28 protein-coding genes are annotated in these 24,053 nt (G+C 60.2%); 16 read left to right on the top strand and 12 right to left on the bottom strand.

Annotated elements, in window-relative coordinates; genetic code table 11:
* The first annotated feature begins 201 nt into the window (after nt 1-201).
* The 4 genes from rfbF to RV1423_RS10815 are packed head-to-tail and all read left to right on the top strand — an operon-like array spanning nt 202 to nt 4,453.
* The gene (rfbF, locus tag RV1423_RS10830) at nt 202-978 is read left to right on the top strand and encodes a glucose-1-phosphate cytidylyltransferase (protein ID WP_034296497.1); all 777 of its coding nucleotides are present in this window, start codon (nt 202-204) and stop codon (nt 976-978) included.
* Nucleotides 979-988: 10 nt separating this feature from the next.
* On the top strand, nt 989-1,540 hold the full coding sequence (locus RV1423_RS10825) for a dTDP-4-dehydrorhamnose 3,5-epimerase family protein (protein WP_034296371.1): 552 nt from the start codon (nt 989-991) through the stop codon (nt 1,538-1,540).
* Nucleotides 1,537-2,760, top strand: a complete 1,224-nt coding sequence (locus RV1423_RS10820) for a class I SAM-dependent methyltransferase (protein WP_034296369.1) — start codon at nt 1,537-1,539, stop codon at nt 2,758-2,760. The genes RV1423_RS10825 and RV1423_RS10820 overlap by 4 nt, the downstream gene beginning before the upstream one ends.
* Before the next feature lie 46 nt (nt 2,761-2,806).
* Nucleotides 2,807-4,453, top strand: coding sequence for a hypothetical protein (locus RV1423_RS10815; RefSeq protein WP_034296367.1), 1,647 nt, complete (start codon nt 2,807-2,809; stop codon nt 4,451-4,453).
* A gap of 53 nt (nt 4,454-4,506) precedes the next feature.
* On the opposite strand, the gene rfbD is transcribed toward RV1423_RS10815, so the two are convergent.
* The 6 genes from rfbD to rfbG are packed head-to-tail and all read right to left on the bottom strand — an operon-like array spanning nt 4,507 to nt 10,120.
* Nucleotides 4,507-5,442: a dTDP-4-dehydrorhamnose reductase gene (gene rfbD / locus RV1423_RS10810; protein WP_034296365.1), complete on the bottom strand. Its 936-nt coding sequence runs from the start codon at nt 5,440-5,442 to the stop codon at nt 4,507-4,509.
* Nucleotides 5,439-5,984, bottom strand: a complete 546-nt coding sequence (gene rfbC / locus RV1423_RS10805) for a dTDP-4-dehydrorhamnose 3,5-epimerase (protein WP_034296363.1) — start codon at nt 5,982-5,984, stop codon at nt 5,439-5,441. The genes rfbD and rfbC overlap by 4 nt, the downstream gene beginning before the upstream one ends.
* Before the next feature lie 18 nt (nt 5,985-6,002).
* The gene (rfbA, locus tag RV1423_RS10800; protein ID WP_034296361.1) at nt 6,003-6,908 is read right to left on the bottom strand and encodes a glucose-1-phosphate thymidylyltransferase RfbA; all 906 of its coding nucleotides are present in this window, start codon (nt 6,906-6,908) and stop codon (nt 6,003-6,005) included.
* Entirely contained in the window at nt 6,905-7,972 is a 1,068-nt protein-coding gene (gene rfbB / locus RV1423_RS10795; RefSeq protein WP_034296359.1) for a dTDP-glucose 4,6-dehydratase, read from the bottom strand. Before rfbB ends, rfbA begins: the two co-directional genes overlap by 4 nt.
* Before the next feature lie 24 nt (nt 7,973-7,996).
* Nucleotides 7,997-9,007 carry a UDP-glucose 4-epimerase GalE gene (galE, locus tag RV1423_RS10790; protein WP_034296357.1) on the bottom strand — a complete coding sequence of 337 codons (1,011 nt, stop codon included), beginning with the start codon at nt 9,005-9,007 and terminating at the stop codon, nt 7,997-7,999.
* Between the two features lie 33 nt (nt 9,008-9,040).
* Nucleotides 9,041-10,120 carry a CDP-glucose 4,6-dehydratase gene (gene rfbG / locus RV1423_RS10785; RefSeq protein ID WP_034296355.1) on the bottom strand — a complete coding sequence of 360 codons (1,080 nt, stop codon included), beginning with the start codon at nt 10,118-10,120 and terminating at the stop codon, nt 9,041-9,043.
* Between the two features lie 11 nt (nt 10,121-10,131).
* Here rfbG and RV1423_RS29795 point away from each other — a divergent pair, with 11 nt between their 5' ends.
* The gene (locus tag RV1423_RS29795) at nt 10,132-10,377 is read left to right on the top strand and encodes a hypothetical protein (protein ID WP_155835080.1); all 246 of its coding nucleotides are present in this window, start codon (nt 10,132-10,134) and stop codon (nt 10,375-10,377) included.
* 72 nt (nt 10,378-10,449) lie between these two features.
* Here RV1423_RS29795 and ttcA read toward each other — a convergent pair whose 3' ends face one another.
* The 3 genes from ttcA to RV1423_RS10770 are packed head-to-tail and all read right to left on the bottom strand — an operon-like array spanning nt 10,450 to nt 12,632.
* Nucleotides 10,450-11,406, bottom strand: coding sequence for a tRNA 2-thiocytidine(32) synthetase TtcA (gene ttcA, locus RV1423_RS10780; protein ID WP_034296352.1), 957 nt, complete (start codon nt 11,404-11,406; stop codon nt 10,450-10,452).
* Nucleotides 11,407-11,429: 23 nt separating this feature from the next.
* Nucleotides 11,430-11,825, bottom strand: a complete 396-nt coding sequence (locus tag RV1423_RS10775; protein ID WP_034296349.1) for a dihydroneopterin aldolase — start codon at nt 11,823-11,825, stop codon at nt 11,430-11,432.
* 33 nt (nt 11,826-11,858) lie between these two features.
* Nucleotides 11,859-12,632, bottom strand: coding sequence for an SDR family oxidoreductase (locus RV1423_RS10770; protein ID WP_155835079.1), 774 nt, complete (start codon nt 12,630-12,632; stop codon nt 11,859-11,861).
* A 93-nt stretch (nt 12,633-12,725) separates the two neighbouring features.
* Between RV1423_RS10770 and RV1423_RS10765 the strand changes: the two genes are divergently transcribed.
* From RV1423_RS10765 to RV1423_RS10745, 5 genes are all read left to right on the top strand, one after another.
* Nucleotides 12,726-13,871, top strand: a complete 1,146-nt coding sequence (locus RV1423_RS10765) for a class I SAM-dependent methyltransferase (RefSeq protein ID WP_034296344.1) — start codon at nt 12,726-12,728, stop codon at nt 13,869-13,871.
* Between the two features lie 15 nt (nt 13,872-13,886).
* Nucleotides 13,887-14,081 (top strand): DUF2905 domain-containing protein, encoded by a 195-nt coding sequence (locus RV1423_RS10760; RefSeq protein ID WP_034296342.1) that lies wholly within the window; start codon nt 13,887-13,889, stop codon nt 14,079-14,081.
* A 9-nt stretch (nt 14,082-14,090) separates the two neighbouring features.
* Nucleotides 14,091-14,747 carry a response regulator gene (locus RV1423_RS10755; protein WP_034296341.1) on the top strand — a complete coding sequence of 219 codons (657 nt, stop codon included), beginning with the start codon at nt 14,091-14,093 and terminating at the stop codon, nt 14,745-14,747.
* Nucleotides 14,744-16,039 (top strand): HAMP domain-containing sensor histidine kinase, encoded by a 1,296-nt coding sequence (locus RV1423_RS10750; RefSeq protein WP_034296338.1) that lies wholly within the window; start codon nt 14,744-14,746, stop codon nt 16,037-16,039. Before RV1423_RS10755 ends, RV1423_RS10750 begins: the two co-directional genes overlap by 4 nt.
* Nucleotides 16,040-16,128: 89 nt before the next feature.
* Nucleotides 16,129-17,607, top strand: coding sequence for a DegQ family serine endoprotease (locus RV1423_RS10745; protein WP_034296334.1), 1,479 nt, complete (start codon nt 16,129-16,131; stop codon nt 17,605-17,607).
* Nucleotides 17,608-17,670: 63 nt separating this feature from the next.
* Here the strand turns inward: RV1423_RS10745 and kefC are convergent, their stop codons facing one another.
* Nucleotides 17,671-19,467, bottom strand: a complete 1,797-nt coding sequence (gene kefC / locus RV1423_RS10740; protein ID WP_034296331.1) for a glutathione-regulated potassium-efflux system protein KefC — start codon at nt 19,465-19,467, stop codon at nt 17,671-17,673.
* Between the two features lie 15 nt (nt 19,468-19,482).
* Nucleotides 19,483-20,043 (bottom strand): NAD(P)H-dependent oxidoreductase, encoded by a 561-nt coding sequence (locus RV1423_RS10735; RefSeq protein WP_034296330.1) that lies wholly within the window; start codon nt 20,041-20,043, stop codon nt 19,483-19,485.
* Nucleotides 20,044-20,051: 8 nt separating this feature from the next.
* On the opposite strand from RV1423_RS10735, the gene RV1423_RS29790 reads away from it, so the two are divergent.
* From RV1423_RS29790 to RV1423_RS10710, 6 genes are all read left to right on the top strand, one after another.
* Nucleotides 20,052-20,255, top strand: a complete 204-nt coding sequence (locus tag RV1423_RS29790) for a hypothetical protein (RefSeq protein ID WP_155835078.1) — start codon at nt 20,052-20,054, stop codon at nt 20,253-20,255.
* Nucleotides 20,256-20,276: 21 nt separating this feature from the next.
* Entirely contained in the window at nt 20,277-21,275 is a 999-nt protein-coding gene (locus tag RV1423_RS10730; RefSeq protein ID WP_034296328.1) for a gamma-glutamyl-gamma-aminobutyrate hydrolase family protein, read from the top strand.
* Nucleotides 21,276-21,479: 204 nt separating this feature from the next.
* Nucleotides 21,480-21,785 (top strand): YqjD family protein, encoded by a 306-nt coding sequence (locus RV1423_RS10725; protein WP_034296326.1) that lies wholly within the window; start codon nt 21,480-21,482, stop codon nt 21,783-21,785.
* Nucleotides 21,786-21,800: 15 nt separating this feature from the next.
* The gene (locus RV1423_RS10720) at nt 21,801-22,193 is read left to right on the top strand and encodes a phage holin family protein (protein WP_034296323.1); all 393 of its coding nucleotides are present in this window, start codon (nt 21,801-21,803) and stop codon (nt 22,191-22,193) included.
* Between the two features lie 9 nt (nt 22,194-22,202).
* Complete coding sequence (locus RV1423_RS10715) at nt 22,203-22,622, top strand: hypothetical protein (RefSeq protein WP_034296321.1); 420 nt, start codon at nt 22,203-22,205, stop codon at nt 22,620-22,622.
* Between the two features lie 62 nt (nt 22,623-22,684).
* Nucleotides 22,685-23,341: an OmpA family protein gene (locus tag RV1423_RS10710; RefSeq protein WP_034296495.1), complete on the top strand. Its 657-nt coding sequence runs from the start codon at nt 22,685-22,687 to the stop codon at nt 23,339-23,341.
* Nucleotides 23,342-23,449: 108 nt separating this feature from the next.
* Here the strand turns inward: RV1423_RS10710 and RV1423_RS10705 are convergent, their stop codons facing one another.
* A complete protein-coding gene (locus RV1423_RS10705) occupies nt 23,450-24,010 on the bottom strand; it encodes a cytochrome c5 family protein (RefSeq protein WP_034296318.1) in 561 nt (186 codons plus the stop codon).
* Nucleotides 24,011-24,053: the final 43 nt, after the last annotated feature.

Genomic DNA, 24,053 nt, shown 5'->3' with positions numbered 1-24,053 from the left:
CTCATTGGCAGCCTGTTTTATCCTTTGGGTGGTGCCAAAAAGGCAAATTGAAAGCGATAAACCATCCAGTCCAAGGGATGTCGTCCAGGCAAAACAGGTAACATAACCGCGATAAAGCATATCTAACGGTAGTTTCATGGCAGCGCCGATCCGGCTCTTCAAGCGGAATCTCGGGTGCCGGTTCAGTTCGGGGAGCAGAAAGTGAAAGTCGTCATTCTTGCAGGTGGTCTGGGAACGCGTCTGGGTGAGGAAACCGATGTGCGCCCCAAGCCGATGGTCGAAATCGGCGGCAAGCCCATTCTGTGGCACATCATGAAAAGCTATTCGCATTTCGGCTTCAACGAATTTGTGATCCTGCTCGGCTACAAGGGTTACCTGATCAAGGAATACTTCGCCAATTATTTCCTGCACCAGGGCGATGTCACCATCGACCTGGTCGACAACAAGGTCGAAGTGCATCGCAACAAATCCGAACCCTGGAAGGTCACCTTGCTGGAAACCGGCCTGCACACCCAGACCGGCGGCCGCTTGCTGGCGGCGCGCGACTACCTGCGCGACGAGGATTTCATGCTGACCTATGGCGATGGCGTCGCCGATGTCGATATCAAGGCGCTGGTTGCGCACCATGAGCGGCACAAGGCGCTGGTCACCATGACGACCGTGCAGCCGGAGGCGCGGTTCGGCATGGTCAATACGGACGAAAATGGTTACATCAACGATTTTCGCGAGAAGCCGCCGGGCGACCTCGGCTGGATCAATGGCGGTTTCATGGTGTGCCGCGCCGGTGTATTCGACTACCTGCAAGACGGCGAAGCCACCATTTTCGAGCGTGCCCCGCTGGAAAATATCGCCCGCGACGGCATGCTGCTGAATTGGCAGCACCACGGCTTCTGGAAGTGCATGGACACCCTGCGCGACAAGATCCAGCTCAACCAGTTGTGGGACAACGGCGCGGCGCAATGGAAAAAATGGGCCTGAGTCCGACGACATGAGGACGCTAGCTTCCGACTTGCCGGGCGTGCTGCTGGTCGAGACCGACCGCCGGCGCGACGAGCGCGGCGGTTTTGCCCGCTGGTTCTGCGACACCGACCTGGCCGATGCGCTGCAAGGCGCGACTATCCGGCAAATCAATCATTCGCACACCGTGCAGCGCGGCAGCGTGCGCGGCATGCATTTCCAGCATGCGCCGCATGCGGAAAAAAAGATCATTCGCTGCCTGGCCGGCAAGATCTTCGACGTGGTGGTGGATCTGCGTCGCGGCTCGCCGACTTTTCTGGCCTGGCGCGGCTTTGAGCTGGAGGCCGGCGACGACCTTGCCTTGCTCATTCCAGAAGGATGCGCCCACGGTTTCCAGGCGCTGACCGATGACGTACAGATGCTCTACCTGCACACCGCGCCCTATGCGCCGGCTGCCGAAGGCGCCCTGCGCTACGACGATCCTCGCGTCGCCATTGCGTGGCCTCTGCCGCCGCAACATTTGTCCGCGCGCGATCTGCAGCATCCTTTGCTGACCGCCGATTTTTCCGGGATAACAATATGAAATGCCGTCATTGCCAGACCGAGTTGCACGATACCTTTATCGACCTCGGTTTTTCGCCGCCGTCCAACGCATACCTGCGCCAGGAAGACCTGACGCGGCCGGAGACTTACTATCCGCTGCGCGTGATGGTCTGCCGTTCGTGCTGGCTGGTGCAGACACAGGACTATGCGCACTACGACCAATTGTTCGAATCCGATTACGCCTATTTCTCATCGACCTCGACCACCTGGCTCAAGCATGCCGCCGACTATGTCGACATGATCGTGGCGCGCCTCAAGCTGGACCAAGGCTCGAAGGTGGTCGAGATCGCCGCCAACGACGGTTACCTTTTGCAGTATGTGCAGCAACGCGGCATCCCCTGCCTGGGCATTGAACCGACCACCAGCACCGCCGACGCGGCGCGCGCCAAAGGGATTCCCATCGTTGAAGCATTCTTCGGTGTGAAACTGGCGCAGGAAATCGCGGCGCGCGACGGCAAGGCCGACTTGATCGCCGCCAACAACGTGCTTGCGCATGTGCCGGATATCAATGATTTCCTCGGCGGCATGGCGGTGCTGCTGGCCGATGAAGGCACCATCACAATCGAGTTTCCGCATGTGTTGAATCTGATCGAGCAAAGCCAGTTCGACACCATTTATCACGAACACTTTTCCTATCTGGCCTTGGGTAGTGTCGATCGCATGATGCGCACGTTGGGGTTGCGCGTCTATGATGTCGATCAGTTGAGTACGCACGGCGGCAGCCTGCGTATTTATGCCTGCCATCAGCACGCTGGCCACCAGCCTACCCAGGCGCTGGAGCGAGTCAGGCAGCAGGAACTGCAATTCGGACTGGAGACGATTGCCACTTATCAGGGGTTTCAGGCCAGGGCCGAAGCCATCAAGCTGGATTTGTTGCAATTCCTGCTGGAGCAGAAACGCCTGGGCAAGAAGGTGATGGCGTATGGCGCCGCCGCCAAAGGCAATACCTTGCTGAATTATTCCGGCGTGCATGCCGACCTGCTGCCCCTGGTGGCCGATGCCGCCGCATCCAAGCAGGGCAAGTACATGCCGGGCAGCCATGTCCCCATCGTTTCGCCGGCGGCGCTGCTGGAAGCAAAACCTGAGTATGTTCTGATCCTGCCCTGGAACCTGAAAGCCGAGGTCGAAACGCAACTGGCGGCGATCCGTCAATGGGGCGGCCGCTTTGTCATCGCCGTGCCGCGATTGCAGGTATGGTAACTATTTCTCCGCTGCCGATGAACTCGTTGATGCAAAAGCACGATTTATGAATATCCATCTCTATCAGACTTCCCGCATTGTCGAGGCCGGTTTCATGGCGTTGCCGCCGGGCGGTCGCGAGGATTGGGGCGACTATGCCGCCATTCGTGCTTATTTCATGGACGAAGCGGTCGACGATGAAGCGCTCTACGGTTTTTTTTCGGAAGGTTTCGGTGCGCAGACCGGAATGGGGCCGGAACGGATTGCGCAGTTCGTGGCGCAGAATCCGGGCAACGACGCCTATCTTTTTTTTCCGCATGCGCGCGACGCGGCGTGTTTTCTGAATGTGTTCGAGGAGGGTGAGTTTCATCATCCCGGCTTGCAGCAGCTTGCTCAGGACTATCTGGATGCGCTGGGGTTGTCTCTCGATTTGCGGGAATTCGTCACCGATTTCCGGACAACGGCATGGACCGGTTATGTCCTGGCGAAACCGGTGTTCTGGAAGACCTGGTTCGATCTGACCGAAAAGGTGTTTGAGCTTGCCGAATCCGGCGACAGTGCGCTCGCCGAACGGCTCAATGCGTCATCTGCCGGGGCGGCGACGGCCATGAAGGTCTTGCTGACGGAGCGCATCGCTTCACTGGTGCTGGCGCTGGACCAGCAACTGCGCATCGCGGTCTTCGATCATGCAGCGCTGCCGCTCGCCGATCTTGCCTCGCTTGCCTACCAGGACAAACTGCCGCAACTGGATGCCCTGAAGCGAGACTATCTTGTTACCGGCGACATATCCTATATCGACCGGTTCCTGGAACTGAGAAACAGTATTCTGGCGTACAGCCGGCAGCCGCCGACGCAGGCAGCGGCGACGTCTCAAGCGGCTATTGGCGGACGCGACGCCGAGCTGGTGTACGGATGCATCACACACGTTGAACTGCCGATCCGGTTTCCCGACTTTGTGACGCCGATTTATCTCGGCGAATCGCAGGCGGAGGGGCGGCTGAATTTACGCGAGTTGGCGCCGCAATGGGTGCCTTACCATCCTATTGTCGGCGGCATGGTGGGCAACTTCGCCTTGCGCAATTACATCCTCAAGCATCATCCGAACGTCAAACGCATCGGCGTTTGCATGTACCGGAAGTTCATTTCGCGTGAACGCATCAGCGGCGTGCCGGCGCAAGACAACTGGATGATGGACGTGGTGTCGAACAAGGAGCTGGAGCGCCAGAGCTTCGACAGCATGCTGGACCCGGGTTCGAGCGATCTTCTGATCGGCAAGACCTGCGGTTTCGTCGTAGACGGGCAAAGCGCCGGTTATCTGAAACACTATGGCCGTGCGCACCATATAGAAGACATGCTGCGTTTCACGGCGGCGGCGGTTGAACTTGGCGTCCTCCACAGCGATGAAGTCGAGCGCTTTTTCGACGAGCGCGTATTTTTCATGGGCGGCGTCGAACTGGGCGTCTTCCCTGCAGATTTCTGGCTCAAGAGTATCGCCGACATCGAGGCGGTGGCCTGGGCCTGCGTGCAGCGCTACCAGGTCAAACGCGAAGCCTATCAGTCGCGCGCGTGGGCGTTTTGCGCCGAGCGTCTCGGCAGTTATCTGTTGCTGCGTTATTTGCGCGCGGTGTGCGGCGGCGACAATTATGAACAGTTCATGGGACAGTTGAATCTGATCACGCAGGACGATCAGAAATTGTACGTTCCCAGCAACTGATATTCATCGCATGCCTGCGACGATGGATATTTTCGCAGGCATGCGCATTCCGCTCAAGGCAGCCGGAGTCCTTCCGCCAGGCCATATTCGCGCACGATTTCTTCCAGACAGGCGGCCACATCGGTTTGCCATTGCGGCATCGACACGCCGAATGTCGATGCCAGCTTTTCTCCCGCCAGCCGCGAGCTTTTGGGGCGGTGAGGCGGAACCGGATAGGTGCTGGACGGCACGGGCGTAATCATCGCGTTTCCGCCGACCTTGAGCGGCACGTTCAGCGCCTGCAAGCGATCGACAATGAAGGAGGCGTAACCGTGCCAGGAGGTCGCGCCGGCGGCGGTGAGATGGTAAATGCCGCTGGTCCGGCGCACATGGTCCGGGGCAATCTGCGAGCCGCCATTGAGCAGCAGGCGGCGCGTCACGTCGCCGATGGTTCTGGACCACGTCGGCGCGCCGAACTGGTCGCCGACGATGGTGAATTTTTCCTGTTCTTGCGCAAGGCGAATCACGGTCTTCAGGAAGTTGCCGCCGCCGACACTGTAGACCCAACTGGTGCGCAATATCCAATACGCTTCGCAATGGCGTGCAATGGCTTCTTCGCCTGCGCATTTGCTTTGGCCGTAGACATTGATCGGGTGCGTCGGGGCGGACTCGGCGTAGGGCTGTTCCTGCGACCCGTCGAATACGTAATCGGTCGAGTAGTGCACCAGCGGCGCGCCGAGACGTTGTGCTTCTTCGGCGATGACGCCCGGCGCTTCGCCATTGATGCGCATGGCCAGTTCAGGTTCGCTTTCCGCCTTGACCACGGCGGTGTAGGCCGCCGGATTGATGATCAGGTCGGGGCGTGTTGCTCGGATGACGTCACGGACCTGATCCAGGTCTGCGAGGTCCATCTGCTGTCTTGAAAATGAAACGATTTCACCCAGACCTTGCAAGCTTATCGCCAGTTCGTGGCCGATCTGGCCGCTCTGTCCGGTCAGCAATATCTTCATGCGAATACCTCAGCCTCGGCCAGCAATTTGCCGTTGGCGTCCTTGGCCGACAAGATCGGCGCTGCATCGATACTCCAATCGATGCCGATGGCGGGATCGTTCCAGGCAATGCAGCGTTCGTGTTCCGCCATCCAGTAATCGGTGGTTTTGTAAAGAAATTCAGCGTAGTCGCTGCGCACGAGAAAGCCATGCGCGAAGCCTTCCGGAATCCAGAGCTGACGCTTGTTCTCGGCCGACAGCACGGTGCTGGTCCATTGGCCGAATGTCGGAGAGTGCTTGCGGATGTCGACGGCGACATCCAGCACTTCGCCGGCCACGACGCGCACCAGTTTGCCTTGCGGATGCTGTATCTGATAATGCAAACCGCGCAATACATGGCGGCTCGAGCGCGAATGGTTGTCTTGCACAAAGTTGACCGCGATGCCGGTAAGCTCGGTAAAGCGGCGTGCATTGAAACTTTCGAAAAAGAAACCGCGCTCGTCACCGAATACTTTGGGTTCGACGATCAGGACATCGGGAATGGCGGTAGGAATAATATGCATGGATAGTGTCGGACCTGATTAATAGCTCATGTCTGTCAGCAGGCGCAACAGATATTGGCCGTAAGCGTTTTTCTTTAGCGGGGCCGCCAGATTTTCCAACTGTGCTGCGTCAATATAACCGCGACGATAGGCAATCTCTTCAGGGCAGGCCACTTTGAGTCCCTGGCGTTTTTCGATGGTGGCGATGAACTGGCCCGCTTCCAGCAGGGATTCATGCGTGCCGGTATCCAGCCAGGCGATGCCGCGTCCCATGAGTTCGACCTGCAACTGGTTGCGTTGCAGATAGATGTTGTTGACATCGGTGATTTCCAATTCGCCGCGTGCCGACGGTTTGATATCCTCGGCAATATCGCAGACCTGCTTGTCGTAGAAATACAGTCCCGTGACGGCGTAACTCGATTTTGGCGTGGCCGGTTTTTCGACAATGCTGACGGCGCGGCGGTTCTTGTCGAATTCGACTACGCCGTAACGTTCAGGGTCGTTGACATGATAGGCAAAGATGGTGGCGCCGTCCGGCGTCGCCGAGGCGGTGCGCAATTGGGTTTCGAACTCGCGCCCATAAAAAATGTTGTCGCCCAGGATCAGCGCAGATGGCGCATCATCGATGAATTGCCGGCCGATGATGAAGGCCTGCGCCAGGCCGTCCGGCGACGGTTGCGCCGCATAGCTCAGATTGAGTCCCCATTGATGGCCGTCGCCCAGCAGTTCGGCAAAACGCGGCGTGTCCTGCGGCGTGGAGATGATCAGGATGTCGCGGATGCCGGCCAGCATCAGGCTGGTCAGCGGGTAATACACCATCGGCTTGTCGTAGATCGGCATCAATTGCTTGGAGATCACCGTCGTGGCCGGATAAAGGCGGGTTCCGGAACCTCCGGCCAGGATGATGCCTTTGCGCTCGGGCAAGCTGCGGTCTGCTGAGATCATGTATTTTCCTTCCTGCCGTATTGAAGCTCCAGCCACTTCAGGTAGCCGCCGGAACGGACGTTGAGCACCCATTGCGGATTGTCCAGATACCAGCGCACGGTTTTGGCGATGCCGCTTTCGAATGTCTCGGCCGGTTTCCAGCCCAGTTCGCGTTCCAGCTTGCGCGCATCGATGGCATAGCGGCGGTCATGGCCAGGGCGATCTTGCACGAAGGCGATCTGGTCACGGTAACTGCCGGCGGTTTTGGGTTTCAGGCGGTCGAGGATGTCGCATAAGGTGTGCACGACTTCGAGATTGGTTTTCTCGTTCCAGCCGCCGATATTGTAGGTTTCACCCGGCGTCCCGCGCGCAAGCACCTCGCGGATTGCCGTGCAATGGTCGCTGACGAACAGCCAGTCGCGGATCTGCCGGCCATCGCCGTAGATCGGTAGCGGCTTGCCGTCGAGCGCATTGAGGATGACCAGCGGGATCAACTTCTCAGGGAAGTGGTAAGGGCCGTAGTTGTTGGAGCAATTGGTGGTCAGCGTCGGCAGCCCGTAGGTGTGATGATAGGCCCGCACCAGATGGTCGGATGCCGCCTTGGATGCCGAGTAGGGGCTGTTGGGCGCATAGGGCGTGGTTTCGCTGAATGGCGGATCGCTCGGTCCCAAGGTGCCGTAGACCTCGTCGGTCGAGACATGCAGGAAACGGAAGCTTTCCTTTTCCACTGGAGGCAGGTCGCACCAGTAATGGCGCGCGACTTCCAGCAGGGTGAAGCTGCCGTTGACGTTGGTGTGAATGAATTCGCCGGGGCTATGGATGGAGCGGTCGACGTGGCTTTCCGCGGCAAAATGGAGAATGGCGCGCGGCCGGTGTTGCGCAAACAGCGCCGCGATTGTTTCCCGATCAGCGATATCGGCCTGGACGAAATGATAGCGCGCGTCGTTATCCAGGCTGCTCAGGTTAAACGGGTTGCCGGCATAAGTCAGTTTGTCGATGTTCAGGACATGTTCATTATGAGCCGACAGATAGTCTAGGATGAAATTGCTGCCGATGAAGCCGGCGCCGCCGGTGATAAAAATCATGATCTGTTCCAGTATTCCCGGCGATTACGCACGAAAACCGTTGGGATTGTTCATCTGCCAACGCCAGCTATCGGCGCACATCGTCTTCAGGGAGCGGGTCGCTTCCCAATCGAGGACGGATTTGGCCAGCGTCACGTCGGCATAGTAGGCGGGCAGGTCGCCGGGCCGGCGCGGCTCGATCTTGTAGGGAATATTCTTGCCGCTCGTCTGCTCGAATGCCTTGACGACATCAAACACGCTATGGCCTTGGCCGCTGCCGAGGTTGACGGCAAAGCATTGCGGTTTTTGCAGATATTCCAAAGCCTTGACGTGGCCGATCGCGAGATCGGTCACGTGGATATAGTCGCGCACGCCGGTGCCGTCCGGCGTCTCGTAGTCGCCGCCCCAGATATTGAGTCTGTCGCGTTTCCCGATCGCCACCTGGGTGACGAAAGGCATCAGATTATTCGGTACGCCTTGCGGGTCTTCGCCGATCAGACCGCTTTCGTGTGCGCCGACCGGATTGAAGTAGCGCAGTAGTGCAATGCGCGAATCCGGCTGAGCCACATGAAAGTCGCGCAGAATCTCTTCGACCATGATCTTGCCGCGGCCATACGGATTAGTGGCTGAAAGCGGGTGGTCTTCACGATAAGGCAGGAATTGCGGCATGCCATACACCGTCGCCGACGAGCTGAACACGATCGTTTTGACCCCGGTCGCCTGCATGGCTTCCAGCAGGCGGATCGTGCCGACGACGTTGTTGTCGTAGTACTCCAACGGTTTGGCGACCGACTCGCCGACGGCTTTCAGGCCGGCGAAGTGGATCACGGCTTCGCATTGATATTGGCGCAGCGCCTGTTCAATCGCCGCGCGGTCGCGGATATCGCCTTCCACCAGCGCCAGCGACTTGCCGGTGATTGTTTCGACGCGCCGCACCGCTTCGGGGAAGCTGTTGCAGAAATTGTCGAATACCACAACCCGGTGTCCCGCATTGAGCAGCTCGACGCAGGTATGTGAACCGATATAACCCGCGCCGCCTGTAACCAAAATGTTCATGCTGATTCTTGCCTCGGTGACATAAGGTTGGAATTATGTCAGATTCTGGTAGAACTCAATCTGGGTTTCGCTCAGGGTGCGCAAGTCTTCATTGTTGATATAGCCGCTATACCACTGCGCCGTCAGCTCCAGCGCGGTGTACAACTCCAGTTTGGGGATCCAGTCCAGGCGCTGGCGCGCCTTGGAAATGTCCAGGCGCAGGAAAGCCGCTTCATGCGGCGCGCCGGCCTGGCTTTCCAGGCGCACTTCGACCGGCGTCACGTCGTTCTTTTGCAGCGAATGGTTGAACGTGGCGCACAACTGGCTGACCGTCTGCAGGTCGGTGTCGGCCGGGCCGAAATTCCATCCTTCGGCGAATTGCTGACCGGATTCGTACAGCTTTTGCGCGACTTGCAGATAGCCCGACAGCGGTTCCAGCACGAATTGCCAGGGGCGGATGGCGTGTGGATTGCGGATGCTGACCGGTTCTTCCTTCTCCAGGGCGCGGATGAAGTCGGGAATCAGGCGATCGTTGGCGAAATCGCCGCCGCCGATGACGTTTCCGGCGCGCACGCTGGCAACGGCGGCCTGGGTATCCGCGTCCTGATGGAAATAGGAGCGGCGATACGCCGAGGTGACCAGTTCCGCCGCGCCCTTGCTGCTGCTGTAGGGATCGTGGCCGCCCATCGGGTCGTCTTCGCGGTAACCCCACAGCCATTCGCGGTTTTCATAGCATTTGTCGCTGGTCACAACGATCACCGAGCGCACGCTGCTGGTATGGCGCACGGCTTCCAGCACATGGGCGGTGCCCATGACGTTGGTGGCAAAGGTATCGATCGGCGCGGAATAGGAGTCGCGCACCAGCGGTTGCGCCGCCAGATGGAAGACCACGTCGGGCTGGACCGCCGCCATGGATTCGCTCAGGTGTTTCAGGTCGCGTATGTCGCCGGTCACGGTTTGCACGCAATTCTGGAGCCGCGCCAGATGGAACAGGCTCGGATTGGTCGGCGCCGGCAAGGAATAGCCGTACACCCTGGCTCCCCAACGGTGCAGCCATAAGGTCAGCCAACTACCTTTGAAGCCGGTATGGCCGGTGATGAAAACGCGCTTGTCGCGCCAGAATTGTGCTGCCATCAAACTTCCTCATGCACGAAATAAACAGTGTCGGCATGGGCAGAGGCGTGGATGGAATCCATCACGGTGGCGGAAGGGGTGGATCACCCGCTTCCTTTTTTGATGCCCCCTGCGGCTGTCGCGACTTTCTTGATTTGATTGATATCGTCGTCCGGAGCGAATTTCCGGCTTTACCGGAAATTACGTATCCGACGAGCAAATTAAATCATGATGCTGCATGGCTTCAAGCGATGATCAGGAGGGTATTTGGTATCTAATCCGTGCAAATATCGGGCTTTGTAAATTTAATTTACAAGCGCTTCCGACAGGCGGACTTCTTCCGTAGCAGCTCAAGTGTCCAGATGTAGCGAAATGACATGCGAGTTGCCGGTCGAGCAAGGCTCTTCGTCGAAGGCGATGTCGCCATTGGCATCAGCTTCGCCGGTCGCCTTCAGATTGGCGAAATCGAACAGCTTGCGGTCCATCAGATGCGACGGCGCAACGGTCGACAAGGCAGCGAAAATATTGTCGACGCGGCCCGGGAATTTTTTCTCCCATTCGCGCATCAAGCCCTTGATCTGCTTGCGTTGCAGGTTTTCCTGGCTGCCGCATAAGTCGCATGGAATGATGGGAAATTCCTTGACTTCGGCGTAGCGCGTGAGGTCGGCCTCCTTCACGTAGGCCAGCGGACGGATGACGATCTGCTTGCCGTCGTCGGACTGCAGCTTGGGCGGCATGCCCTTGAGTTTGCCGCCGAAGAACATGTTGAGGAAGAAGGTTTCGAGGATATCGTCGCGATGATGCCCCAGGGCAATTTTTGTGGCGCCGAGTTCTGTTGCAACGCGGTATAAAATGCCGCGGCGCAAACGCGAGCAAAGTGCGCAGGTGGTCTTGCCTTCCGGCACTACGCGCTTGACGATGCTGTAGGTATCCTGATTCTCGATGTAATACGCCACGCCCAGTTTTTCCAGGTAAGCCGGCAGTACGTCGGCCGGGAAATTCGGCTGTTTCTGGTCCAGGTTGACGGCAATGATGTCGAAATGGATAGGCGCGCGCTCGCGCAGCGTCAGCAGGATGTCGAGCAGGGCGTAGCTGTCCTTGCCGCCGGACAGGCAAACCATGACCTTGTCGCCGTCTTCGATCATGTTGTAGTCGCCGATGGCCTGGCCCGTCAGGCGGCACAGGCGCTTGTGCAGCTTGTTGTTTTCGTAGGCGATTTTTTCGGCTTGCTTCACCGAAGGCGCGGTTGCCGGCGCGGCGGATTGTTCGCCTTCGGCCAGGCGGGCATGTTCAAGCAGATCGTTCATTGTGTGGTCCTGCAAATAAGTAATCAGAGCGCTTCTTTGACGCGGAACACTTCCACGCCGACCGAATCGCAATCCGGATAGACATCGGGTTTCTCTGTGGAAACCCGCACGGCGCGCACCTTGGGATGCGCCAGCATGGCCTTGACGACGTCGTCGCACAAGGTTTCCTGCAAATGGATGTGGCCCTGCGCCATGCGCCTGGCGATGGTGCTGCGGATGAAGTCGTAATCGACCACTTCCTGCAATTGGTCTTTTTCAGGCGTCGACATCGCCAGCGGAATGAACAGGTCGACGTTGATCAGGATACGCTGTTCCCCCTTCTTCTCGAATTCATGCACGCCGATGTTGATCAGCACTTCATAGTTGCGCAGGAACAGGCGGCGGCAATCGTTTAATTCGGGATGGGAAAGGGAGAACATGGAGTCCGCATAAAAAAGAGTGAAAGGAAACGCTTACTTCGCGAGAAACATCACATCGCGCTGCAACGGAATCAGGTGCTGGCCGCCGTCGACCAGGATCGTCGTACCGGTGATCGCCGGCGCAGTCGCAACAAAGCAGATCGCAGCGGCGACGTCGTCCGGCGTACTGCTCTTGCCCAGCGGCGTCACGCGATGGGCTTTATCGAAGTCGGCCTGGCTCTGGTCGCCCGACGCCATGGTGATGCCGGGCGCCACGCCGACCACGCGCACGCGTGGCGCCAGCGCCTGGGCCAGCAAGGTGGTGGCGCTTTGCAGCGCGGCCTTGGACAACGTGTAGGACAGGAAATCGGGATTGGGATTGTACAGCTTCTGGTCGAGCAGGTTGACCACTACCGCTTGTCTGCCTGCGGGCGTGGCGTCGTACAAGGCTTGGGCCAGCAATACCGGTGCGCCGACATTGGCGCGCATGTGAGCGTCCAGCGACGCCATCGAAAAGCTGTCGGCCTGGTCCTGGCGGAACAGCGAGGCGTTGTTGATCACGCAGGCGATCGGTCCGAGTTGCCCGGCTTGCCGCACCAGTTTGCGCACGGCGGCTTCGTCGGCCAGATCGCATTGCAGCGCGACGGCGCGGCGGCCGAGCGCCGCGATCTCGGCGACGACCGCCTGCGCCTCGTCTTTCGACTGGCCGTAATGCACCGCGACGTCCCAGCCGTCGCGCGCCAGCGCGAGCGCAATCGTGCGGCCGATGCGCCTTGCGGCGCCGGTGACGAGAGCAACTTGTTGTCGAGACGGAATCATGGCATTCATTTCATCATGGAGCGTTGCGGATGCTGCGCTTGCGGCGGCATTTGCGGGTAATCGGGAAAGAAGGCGGCGGATTCAAATACAATACGCCCCATCATGCAATTGCAACTACCCGAACCATCCGCCGACGCGCTTGCCGCTTCCCGTTCCCTCCAGCTTCTGATCGCCGACGACATCCGGCGCAACGGCGGCTGGATTTCATTTGCACGCTACATGGAGCTGGTGTTGTACGCGCCCGGCTTGGGCTATTACAGCGGCGGCGCGGCAAAATTGGGCAAAGACGGTGATTTTACAACCGCGCCGGAAATTTCGCCGCTTTTCGGCGCCACCTTGGCGCATCTGGCGACAGAATTGTTCGCGCAGACCGATGCCGCCATCATGGAATTCGGCGCCGGCACCGGCAAACTGGCTTTCGACATCCTGAGCGAACTGCGCGCGGCAGGAAAGTTGCCGCAACACTATTACATCGTCGAGATTTCCGCACAGTTGCGCGCAAGGCAACAGGAGAAGCTGCGCGATTTTCCGCAGGTAAGCTGGCTCGACAGCTTGCCGACAACGTTTTCCGGAGTGGTGATCGGCAACGAAGTGCTTGACGCCATGCCGGTGCAACTGGTCGTGCGCGGTGAGCACGGCTGGCTGGAGCGCGGCGTCGCGCTCGACGATGTCGGCGCTTTCATCCATGCCGACCGGCCTTGCGACGCCGGGTTGACGGCGCAGATTCCCGAGGCCGACAGTTTGCCGGCCGGTTACCTGACTGAAGTGCATCCGATCGCCGTCGGCTTCATGCAATCGCTGGCGGCGATGTTGCAGCACGGAAAAGGCGCCGCGCTGCTGATCGATTACGGTTTTCCGGCGTCGGAATATTACTTCCCCGAGCGTGGCCAAGGCACGCTGATGTGCCATTACCGCCACCATGCGCATGCCGAACCCTTTTATTTGCCGGGTTTGCAGGACGTCACCGCGCATGTCGATTTCACGGCCATGGCGCGCGCTGCCGCGGAAGGCGGTCTTGAGGTGCTCGGCTATGCCAGCCAGGCGGCTTTCCTGCTCAGCGCAGGCATCGGCGATCTGTTGCTGCGCACGCCGCCGGAACAGAGTGCACAATACCTGCCGCAAGCCAATGCCGTGCAAAAACTGATCTCGCCGGCCGAGATGGGGGAATTGTTCAAGGTGCTCGCCGTGGGCAAACACATCGACTGGCCGCAGCGGCTGTATGCGCACGACCGCAGTTATCGCTTATAAATCCAGAGGCCGCATATGATACGTTGGGTCGTCGTCATTTTCATCGCTGTGATCGTGTTTTCCAGTATCCTGCCCTGGCTCGAAAAGCTGGGCATCGGCCGCTTGCCGGGCGATGTGCGCTTCAAGCTGTTCGGCCGGGTGTTTTCATTGCCGTTTGCGTCGACCATCCTGATTTCGGCGGTGATTTTTTTGCTGGCGCGTTTTTTGTAGGAAGCCGACATGCGCATCCTGCTGGTCGAAGACGATCTGATGGTGGGCGAAGCGGTGCGCAAGGGTTTGCGCCAGGACGGCTTCGCCATCGATTGGGTGCAGGACGGCAAGGCGGCGGAACTGGCGCTGAGCCAGGAAGAATATGCCTTGCTGCTGCTCGATCTCGGTCTGCCGCAAAAGAGCGGGCTGGCCGTGTTGCAAGGCTTGCGCGCCGGCGGCAACAAGATTCCGGTGCTGATCACCACGGCGCGCGACGCGGTGGCCGATCGCGTCGCGGGGCTGGACGCCGGCGCCGATGATTACCTGATCAAGCCTTATGACCTGGAGGAACTCTCCGCGCGCATGCGCGCCTTGCTGCGCAGGCAATCGGGCCGCGCCGACAGCCTGATCCAGGTGCGCGACGTGGTGCTCAATCCGGCCACGCACGAAGTGTTTTTGCAAGGCCGTCCGGTGGCCTTGTCGGCACGCGAGTTCGCCTTGCTGCGCGCATTCCTCGACCGGCCCGGCGTGGTCCTGTCGCGCGCGCAACTGGAGGAGAAGTTGTACGGCTGGGACGACAGCATCGACAGCAATGCCGTCGAGGTCCACATCCATGCCCTGCGCAAGAAGCTCGGCAGCGATTTCATCAAGAATGTGCGCGGTATTGGCTACCTGGTGCCGAAATGAATTCCATCCGACGACAATTGTTGCTGTGGCTGGCGCTGGGTCTGAGCGCCGGCATTTTGCTGGCCGGCATTGCGCTGTATTTTCAGGCGCGTGGCGAAGCCAACGAGATTTTCGATTACCAGATGCGCCAGATCGCGGCTTCGCTGCCGCGCCAGGCCTTCGCGCCGATTGCGCCGGGCCAGGATGTGCCCGGTCTGGACGATGAAATCATGATGCAGATCTGGGACAGCACCGGCACCGTGATTTATCATTCGCACTCGCGCAGCGTCATGCCGCAGCAGGCCGAACTCGGTTTCATCGACGTGCCGGGGCCGGGCGGCATGTGGCGCGTCTACAGCGCCCAGATCGGCAATACCGTGGTGCAGGTGTCGCAGCCGCAAAGCGCGCGTCAGAAAGTGGCGGCGCAACTGGCGGTGAAGACGGTGATGCCGTTGCTGTTGCTGTTTCCTTTCCTGGGCGCACTGATCTGGGCCGCCGTCAGCCACGGCCTGGCGCCCGTGCGGCGCGCCGCCGCCGACGTCCAGTCGCGCGATATGCATACCTTGACGCCGATCGCCGATCAGAGCTTGCCGGAGGAAATTCGCCCCCTGACGCATGCCTTCAACGACCTGCTCGAACGCCTGCGTCATGCCATGCAGGTGCAGCGCGCCTTCGTTGCCGACGCCGCGCACGAATTGCGCACGCCGTTGACGGCGCTGCGCCTGCAGGCCCAACTGGCCGAGCGCGCCGGCAACGACGAGGAGCGCCGCGCCGCCTTCGCCGACCTGAAAAACGGACTGGAGCGCGCCACCCATCTGGTGCATCAACTGCTGACCCTGGCCCGGCAGGAGCCCGGCGTGCAGGAGCACGCGCCGGTGGAGATGGCGTCCTTGCTGCGCAGCGTGCTGCTGGATTTCGCGCCGCTGGCGGAACATAAAGGCATCGATCTGGGCATTACTGCGCAAGCGGTCGGCAGCGTGGCCGGCAATGCCGACGCCCTGCGCATCCTGTTCGGCAACCTGTTGTCGAATGCAGTGCAATACAGTCCGCCGGGAAGCACCGTGGACGTCGCCATGCAGACCGGCGGCGGCAAGATGATCGTGACGATCAGGGATAGCGGACCGGGCATTCCGGAAAAAGACCTGATGCGCGTATTCGACCGCTTTTATCGCGCCGACAACGTGCAGTCGGTGCTGGGCAGCGGTCTAGGACTGGCGATCGTCAGGCAGATTACCGATTTGCACGGTGCCGCCGTACGTCTGGAAAACACCGCGAAAGGTTTGCTGGCGACGGTTGAATTCCGGCTTGTCTGATTTTTTTCGTTCCTTAAGTCTGTCTTAATTTTCGCGATTTATCCTGCATTCCAACGGGTGAAAAGACGCCCATTTCTAAGGAGTGCATCATGAATCGACGTACCGTTTTCGTTCGCAACACGCTTGCCGTCGTCTTGGCCGCTGTTGTCGGCGGCAGTTACGTGTATTTCCGTGGCGCCGATATTCCCGCCGCGCATGCCGGCATCCTGCCGGTCCAGACCGCGGCCATTGCGCCTGCTGTTGCGGCCGCTCCCGGCGGACTGGCGACGCCCACCGACTTTTCCGGCATCGTCGAGCGCGCCGGTCCGGCGGTGGTCAACATCAGCGTCACCGGCAAGGCGCAGCGCGTGGCCGACGACAACACCGATGCCGATCCCAACGATCCGTTCTCCGAATTCTTCAAGCGCTTCGGCCCGCAGTTTCAGCAACAGCCGCGCACACCGAAAATCATGCGCGGCCTCGGTTCGGGTTTCATCATCAGCCCCGACGGCCTGATCCTGACCAATGCGCATGTGGTCGACGGCGCGCAGGAGGTGACCGTCAAGCTGACCGATCGCCGCGAGTTCAAGGCCAAGGTGCTGGGTTCGGACAAGCAGAGCGACATCGCCGTGATCCGCATCCAAGCCAAGGATCTGCCGACGGTGCAGATCGGCAATCCGGCGCTGGTCAAGGTCGGCGAGCCGGTGCTGGCGATCGGTTCGCCCTATGGCTTTGACAATACCGCGACCGCAGGCATCGTCAGCGCCAAGTCGCGCAGCCTGCCGGACGATAACTATGTGCCTTTCATCCAGACCGATGTCGCCGTCAATCCGGGCAATTCCGGCGGTCCGTTGTTTAACCTGAAGGGCCAGGTGGTGGGCATCAATTCGCAGATTTACAGCCAGACCGGCGGCTATCAGGGCTTGTCGTTCTCGATCCCGATCGACGTGGCGATGAAGGTCGAGCAGCAACTTGTGCAGCATGGCAAGGTGACGCGCGGCCGTCTCGGCGTCTCGGTGCAGGAAGTCAACCAGGCGCTGGCGGAATCTTTCGGCCTGAAGAAGTCCGAAGGTGCGCTGGTCAGTTCGGTTGAAAAGGGCAGTCCCGCCGAGAAAGCCGGCGTGCAGCCCGGCGACGTGATCCTGCGCTTCAACGGCCAGCCTATCGATCATTCGGTGGATTTGCCGACGCTGGTGGCCGATGCCGCCCCCGGCAGCACGCAGAAGATGGACGTGATGCGCAACGGTTCGCTCAAGACACTGAACGTGACGGTCGGCGAAATGAAGGTCGCCAAGGAAACCGGCGCCAATCGCGGCGAGCCGCAAGGCCGTCTCGGATTGGCGGTGCGCCCGCTCGACAAGGATGAACAGCAGCAGATCGGCGTGCATGGCGGCTTGCTGGTGGAAGACGTCAACGGCCCGGCGGCGGTGGCCGGCATCCAGAGCGGTGACGTGATCCTGTCGCTCAACGGCAATGCGGTGACCAGCGTCGAGCAGTTGCGCAGCCTGGTCAGCAAGGCCGGCAAGAGCGTGGCCTTGTTGGTGGAGCGCGGCGACGACAAGATCTTCGTGCCGGTGTATCTGAATTGATATCGGGCGGTAAGCAGGCCAGGGCCGGACGGCAGCGTCCGGCCTTTTTTTGTTTTCCGGCGTTCAGTCCCAGCGATGCTTGTCGTCTGAAATGGCCTCGTTGTCGCTGGCGAACATGGCTTCCAGTTCTTCGCGCGCCTGCACCGCCATCGATACCATTTGCTGCTGGTCCTTGTAATGCGGATACAGCTTGTGCAGCGTTTCGATGTTGTGGGCGCGGAATTTCATCGCCGCGCGATGCGCGCGGTAGGCGCCGAAATCGAGCTGGCGCAGCACCTGGCGGCCCATCTGCAACGCGCTTTCGAAGGTTTCGCGTTCGAGCACGGTGACGCCACGGTCCATCAGGTCGTACAGATGCGTGACGTTGCGCGCCCGCGCCGCGATCTTCAGGTGCGGGAAAGCACGCTGCACCGCCTCCACCAGTTTCAGGCTGGCCGGCGCGTCGTCGATGGCGATCAGCAACAGGCGCGCCTTGTCGGCCCCGGCGGTGCGCAGCAGATCGATGCGCGTGGCATCGCCGTAAAACACCTTGAAGCCGAACTTGCGCAGCGATTCGATCTGGTCGGGATCGTGGTCGAGGATGGTCAGGCCGATGCCGTTGGCATGCAGCAAGCGGCCGACGATCTGGCCGAAGCGGCCGAAGCCGGCGATGATCACGGGATTGTCCTGCGGCTCGATGTCGTCCTCGGCGCGCTTGTTGGCGGCGAGCAGGCGCGGCAGCAGCAGGCGGTCGTGCAGGAGCAGCAGCAACGGCGTAACCACCATCGACAGCGCTACCACCACGACCAGGATTGACGAGATGCGCGGCGTCAGGACTTGCGCGGCTGCTGCTGCGCCGAACACCACGAATGCGAATTCGCCGCCCTGCGATAGCAGGAAGGCAAAGAACACCTGCTGGTCGCGCGGAATGCGGAAGCATTTCGCCAGGCCGTACAACACAGCGATCTTGATGGCCAGGAAAGCGAACACCAGACCGAGGATCAGCCAGGGCTGCTCAAGGAAGATGCCGAAGTCCACCGACATGCCGACGGCGATGAAGAACAGACCCAGCAGCAGGCCCTTGAACGGTTCCAGATCGCTCTCCAGCGCATGGCGGTATTCCGAATCGGCCAGCAGCACGCCGGCGAGGAAGGTGCCGAGCGCCATCGACATGCCCACTGATTGCATCAGCAGACAGGTGGCGATCACCAGCAAGAGCGCGAATGCGGTGAAAATTTCGCGCATGTCGGTCTTGGCGATGATGCGCAGGATGGGGCGGATCAGGTAGCGGCCGCCGAAGATCAGCAGCGCGATCACCGCAACCACTTGGCCGGTGTGCAGCCAGCCCTGTCCGCTGCCTTGCGCGACGGCCACGCCCAACAGCGGCACCGCCGCCATCATCGGGATCGCCGCGATGTCCTGAAACAGCAGGATCGCAAATCCGGCCGAGCCGGCGGGTGTGGCGGTCAGCTTGCGTTCGCCCAGCGTCGCCAGCGCGATCGCGGTGGAAGACAGCGACATGCCGAGCGCGCCGATCAGCGCCACGCGCCAGTCGATGCCGACTGCCAGCGCCGCACCGAACAGGCCCAGGCTGACCAGCCCGACCTGCGCGCTGCCCCAGCCGAAGATGTGCCGGCGCAGCGACCACAGGCGTTTCGGATCGAGTTCCAGACCGATCAGGAACAACAGCAGCACCACGCCGAATTCCGAGAAATGCAGGATATCCTCGACCTGGCTGATCAGGCCCAGTCCCCACGGCCCGATGGCGATGCCGGCCAGCAGGTAGCCGAGCACAGCGCCCAGGCCGAATTTCTTTGCGATCGGCACGGCGATGACCGCCGCCAGCAGGTAGATCAGCGGGTTGAGCAGGTGTTGTTCCATGGTGAAGTCTTTGTTTTATTGTGGAGAATCGGCGGCTGGCCAGTCCGGATAGCTGTCGAGCAGCGCACGGTAGTTGGCGGCATGCATGGTCAGCGTTTCGGTGCTCACCTGATGCGCGCCGTGCAGGACGTAGGGCGGCCGCCAGCGCATGCCGCACAGCCTGGCGGTCTGCTGGTAAGGCGGCAGGAAGTCGGCGAACGCATGGCCGTGGCGGCCGCCGGCCTGGTAGGCGGCTTCATCGCCGCCGGTGGTTGCGACCAGCCAGAAGTCCTTGCCGTGCAAGGCTTCGCCGCCTGGGCCGAAAGCCCAGCCGCGCTGCAGGACGAGGTCGGTCCATTCCTTTTGCAGCGCCGGCATGTTGTACCAGTGGATAGGGTGATGGAACACGACCAGGTCCGCTTCACGCAATTGCGCCTGTTCATACTCGACGTCGATATGGAAATCGGGATAGCACTCGTACAAGTCGTGAATGCGCACCTGCGGCAAGGAGCGCGCTGCCTCGATCATGGCGCGGTTGGCGCGCGAGTGTTCGCTGCCGGGGTGCGCATAGAGGATAAGAATGCGAGAGGTGGTCATGGTGGGGCATGCCTGAAAATGAAATAGATCAGCAAGGATTGGAACATATCTTGCGGAATTGTTGTCTGGTTTATTGCATCGAATGGGAAGCGCAAAAGGCCATCGACGGCGTTTTTGCCCGTTCCCCCGCTTTTCCGGATGCCAAAAGCAAATCAATGCGCTTATACTTTGGCAATCCTGTTCGCGGGCGCTGCACCTGGTCACAGCCTTGATTTCAACCCTAGATAGCCGCCATGTCCGATATTAGCGATTCCGAAGCCAATCAGTCGAATTCCCCGCCGCCTCCGCCTCGTCCAGACACCTCATCGTCGTCTCAACAGCCGCACCAACCGCACCAATCGCCGCAGCCGCCTTCGTCCTTCTCGCCGCCGCCCATCGAAACGCCGTGGGCGCAAACCTGGAAGCTGCTGGCCGCGCGCTTCAAGGCCATGTCCGACAAGGCGGGCCGCCGCATCATGCAGCGCACGCTCAAGATCGGCATTTCGGCCCGCATCTTCCATCCCGAAACCGGCGCCAAAGGCTTGCGCGGCAAGACCCTGCAATATCTCGAAGAATCGATCGCGCAATGGGTCATGTCGCGCGACGTGCTGGTGTTCATGATCCCGACCGTCAATACCAATGGCCTGGTCCATCCCAGCAACATCCGCCTGCGCGATTACGCCAAGCATCTGGACGGCCTGGTGCTGCAGGGCGGCGCCGACGTCTCGCCGCAAAGCTACGCCGAGGCCGCCACCCGTCCCGAATGGAACGGCGACCGCGTGCGCGATATGTACGAGCTGGAACTGCTGCATGAATTCATCGAAGCCGGCAAGCCGGTACTTGGCATTTGCCGCGGTTGCCAACTGATCAACGTCGCTTTTGGTGGTACGCTCTACCAGGACATCGCAACCGACGTGCCGGCTGCCATCGCTCACGTCAACGATTTGTACGACAGCAATTACCATGAGCTGACTTTTCCGGCCGGTTCGACGCTGGCGTCGTTGCTCAATGCCCAGAACGCCGTGGTCAATTCCATTCACCACCAGGCAGTGAAGGACCTGGGGCGCGACTTGTCGGTGGAGGCGGTGTCCGGCACGGACAGCATCGTCGAGGCGATCCGCTACCGCAAAGCGCCTTTCGTCATGGGTTTGCAGTGGCATCCGGAATTTCACCGCGCCGGTGGGCCGGAATTGCTGGATTGCATGCCGATTCTCGACAGTTTCCTGCGTACTGCGCGGGAAACGCGGTTTTGAACGGTTTTGCCCTTCAGGAAACTTATAATGGAAGGGCGCTATCAAAACGAGCCTGCGTCGTGATGGTTTGTCTGGCTTTTCGCAGTCGAAATGGCAGACTCACGAAGCGCGTAGCGGTATCATGTATCGTCGATGCCGTGCTCGGGCTCTCTCTGCATTTATCGCTTTGATGCGCTTGAGCATTCAATCAATAGGAGAATCTCCATGACGAAGTCCGCCCTTAAAACAGTGAGAAACGATATGAAAACTTTGGTCAAAGATGCACAAGAACTATTCCGTGAAGCCGCAGCCGCAACCGGCGACAAGGCCGACGAACTGCGCAGCAAGGGTCTGACCATGCTGGAAGCAGCGGTTGAGGCGGCACAAAATGCGCAAGCCGTCGCCATCGAGAAGGGCAAGGAAGTGGCTGCCCGCACCGACGACTACGTGCATGAGAATCCATGGCGCGCAGTAGCGATTTCGGCCGGCGTCGGCTTGCTGGTCGGTCTGGTCATCGGTCGCAGCAAGTAATCGCGCGCGCCGACGATGGAGCATAAACACGCGCAGGCGGAACAGGCCAATCCCGGGCTGATTGCCGGATTGCTCGGCATCACCCGGAACCTGCTCGGCCTGATCATCAATCGCATCGAGCTGGCATCGCTGGAGTTGTCGGAAATAGGCGGCAACCTGGTGAGGTTCCTCGTGCTGTTCACGCTGGCGGCGATTGCCTTGTGGTTTGCGGTGGCGTTCTGGGCCGTGCTGCTGGTCTTCCTCGCCTGGGATTCCTGGGGCTGGAAGATTTTTTTAGTCCTGGGCGCATTCTTCACCATCGCAACGGCGGCGATCGCCTGGTATGCACGCTCCCTCCTGCAGCAGGGCAAGCTCTCTTTGCCCGCCACCATGGCGGAACTGCGCAAAGACCGCGACGCCTTGCTATAAGGGAAAATCATGGCGCAAACAGACTGGAAAACCGATGTTCCGCTGGAAGAACGCAAGCGCAAGCTGTTGGCCGAAGGCGCCTTGTTCCGGATCGGCATCATGCAGGCGCGCGGCACCGTGCGCGCCAACCTGACCGCCGAGTCGCTGGCCAAAGGCGCGCTTAGCCGCATCGTCGGCGCGGTTTCTTCGACGTTCGGCGCGGCGTTTTCGGGCAAGCGTGGCGGCACTCTGCAATCGCTGTCGCCATTGCTGATCGGCGGCATTTCGCTGCTCTCCAAGCGTTATCTGCGCAAGCCTTTGCTGTACGGCACCGTGATCAGCGCCGGCGCGGCGTTTGCATATTATCTGACGCGTCGCGAGGATCGCGCGCAAAACGCGCCTGAAGCCGATGACGTCGACAATAATATTTCGACGCCGGACGGCGAATGAATTGAATGACAAAGATGCGCCGCAATACGTCAGGCGCATCAATCAGAAAGAAGGAAATCATCATGCGTAAATTAACAATCGGCGCGCTCGCGCTGACCCTGATGGCAGCCGGCTGCGCCGACATGTCGCCGACCCAGCGCGGCACGGCCACGGGAGCTGGCGTCGGAGCAGGTATCGGCGGCATTCTGGGCGCTGCCACAGGCGGTGGCGGCGGTGGTCGTACCGCTGCAGGTGCCGCCATTGGCGCAGGCCTTGGCGCCGTAATCGGCAATGTCTGGTCAACCCGTATGGAAAACCAGAAGCGCGCCATGGAGCAAGCCACGCAAGGCACCGGCGTGCAAGTCACGCAGACGCAGGACAATCGCCTCAAGCTGGAAATCCCGAGCGACATCTCCTTCGACACCGGTCGTGCCGACATCAAGCCAAACATGCGCCCCGTGCTGGACAGATTTGCCGCTACGCTGAACGAAAATCAGTCAACCACGGTGACCATCATCGGCCACACCGACAGCACCGGCAGCGATGCCATCAACAACCCTTTGTCGATGGAACGAGCCGCACGTACACGTGATTACCTGACCGCACGCGGCGTTTCACCGGGCCGTTTCCATATCGATGGCCGTGGTTCGCATGAGCCATTGGTGGCGAACGATACCGAAGCCAATCGCGCCAGGAACCGCCGTGTTGAAATTTTCGTCGCGGAACCACAGCAGCGGTAAGTCTCATGTTTGTTTGCGACGAAAGTCGGTCGCGCTGGAATGAAAAAAGCCCCGCACTTCAACATGCGGGGCTTTTGACTGGGCTGCCGACGTGCAGCCGGCGTCGCTTTATTTCTTTTCCGCAGGAGCTGCGGCATCGGTTGCAGGCGCAGCCGCCGGTGCTTTCACTTCGGGTTCCTTGAAGCTGGCGCCGGACTGATTGGCCATATACACCACCGTACGGGCGATTTCGACATCATCCAGGTCGGGATTGCCGCCCTTGGCAGGCATTGCGTTCAGGCCATTGATCGCATGCGATAGCAGTGTGTCGTAACCTTGGCTGATGCGGGCTTTCCAGGCGGCCGGATCGCCGACTTTCGGTGCGCCGGCAACACCGGCTGCATGACAGGCCGAGCAAGTGGTCTTGAAGACTTCTTCGCCGCTCAGCAATTGCTTCGGTGCGCTGGAGTCGCGGAAAGTGAAGCCGTCGTCGGCGACGGGCCGGATGCGTGCGGCGATCATTTCGGGAGTCTGGCTCTCGGAGCCGGCGCCGGTCTTCTGGGCATTGGTCACGTACTGGACCAGGAGGACGATGCAGACGATGGGGATCAGAAAAGCTGCCAATACTGCGGCAATCAGTTGCTTCGGCGTCTTGATTGCGGATTCGTGTTCGTTATGTGCGTCGCTCATAGTTCCCTCAGTGCAATATTCTTCGAAAGCGTTGACCTGATTT

The sequence above is a fragment of the Herbaspirillum sp. RV1423 genome, assembly GCF_000577615.1.
GTDB lineage: Bacteria > Pseudomonadota > Gammaproteobacteria > Burkholderiales > Burkholderiaceae_D > Herbaspirillum.
This window is presented reverse-complemented; position numbering and strand designations above follow the sequence as displayed.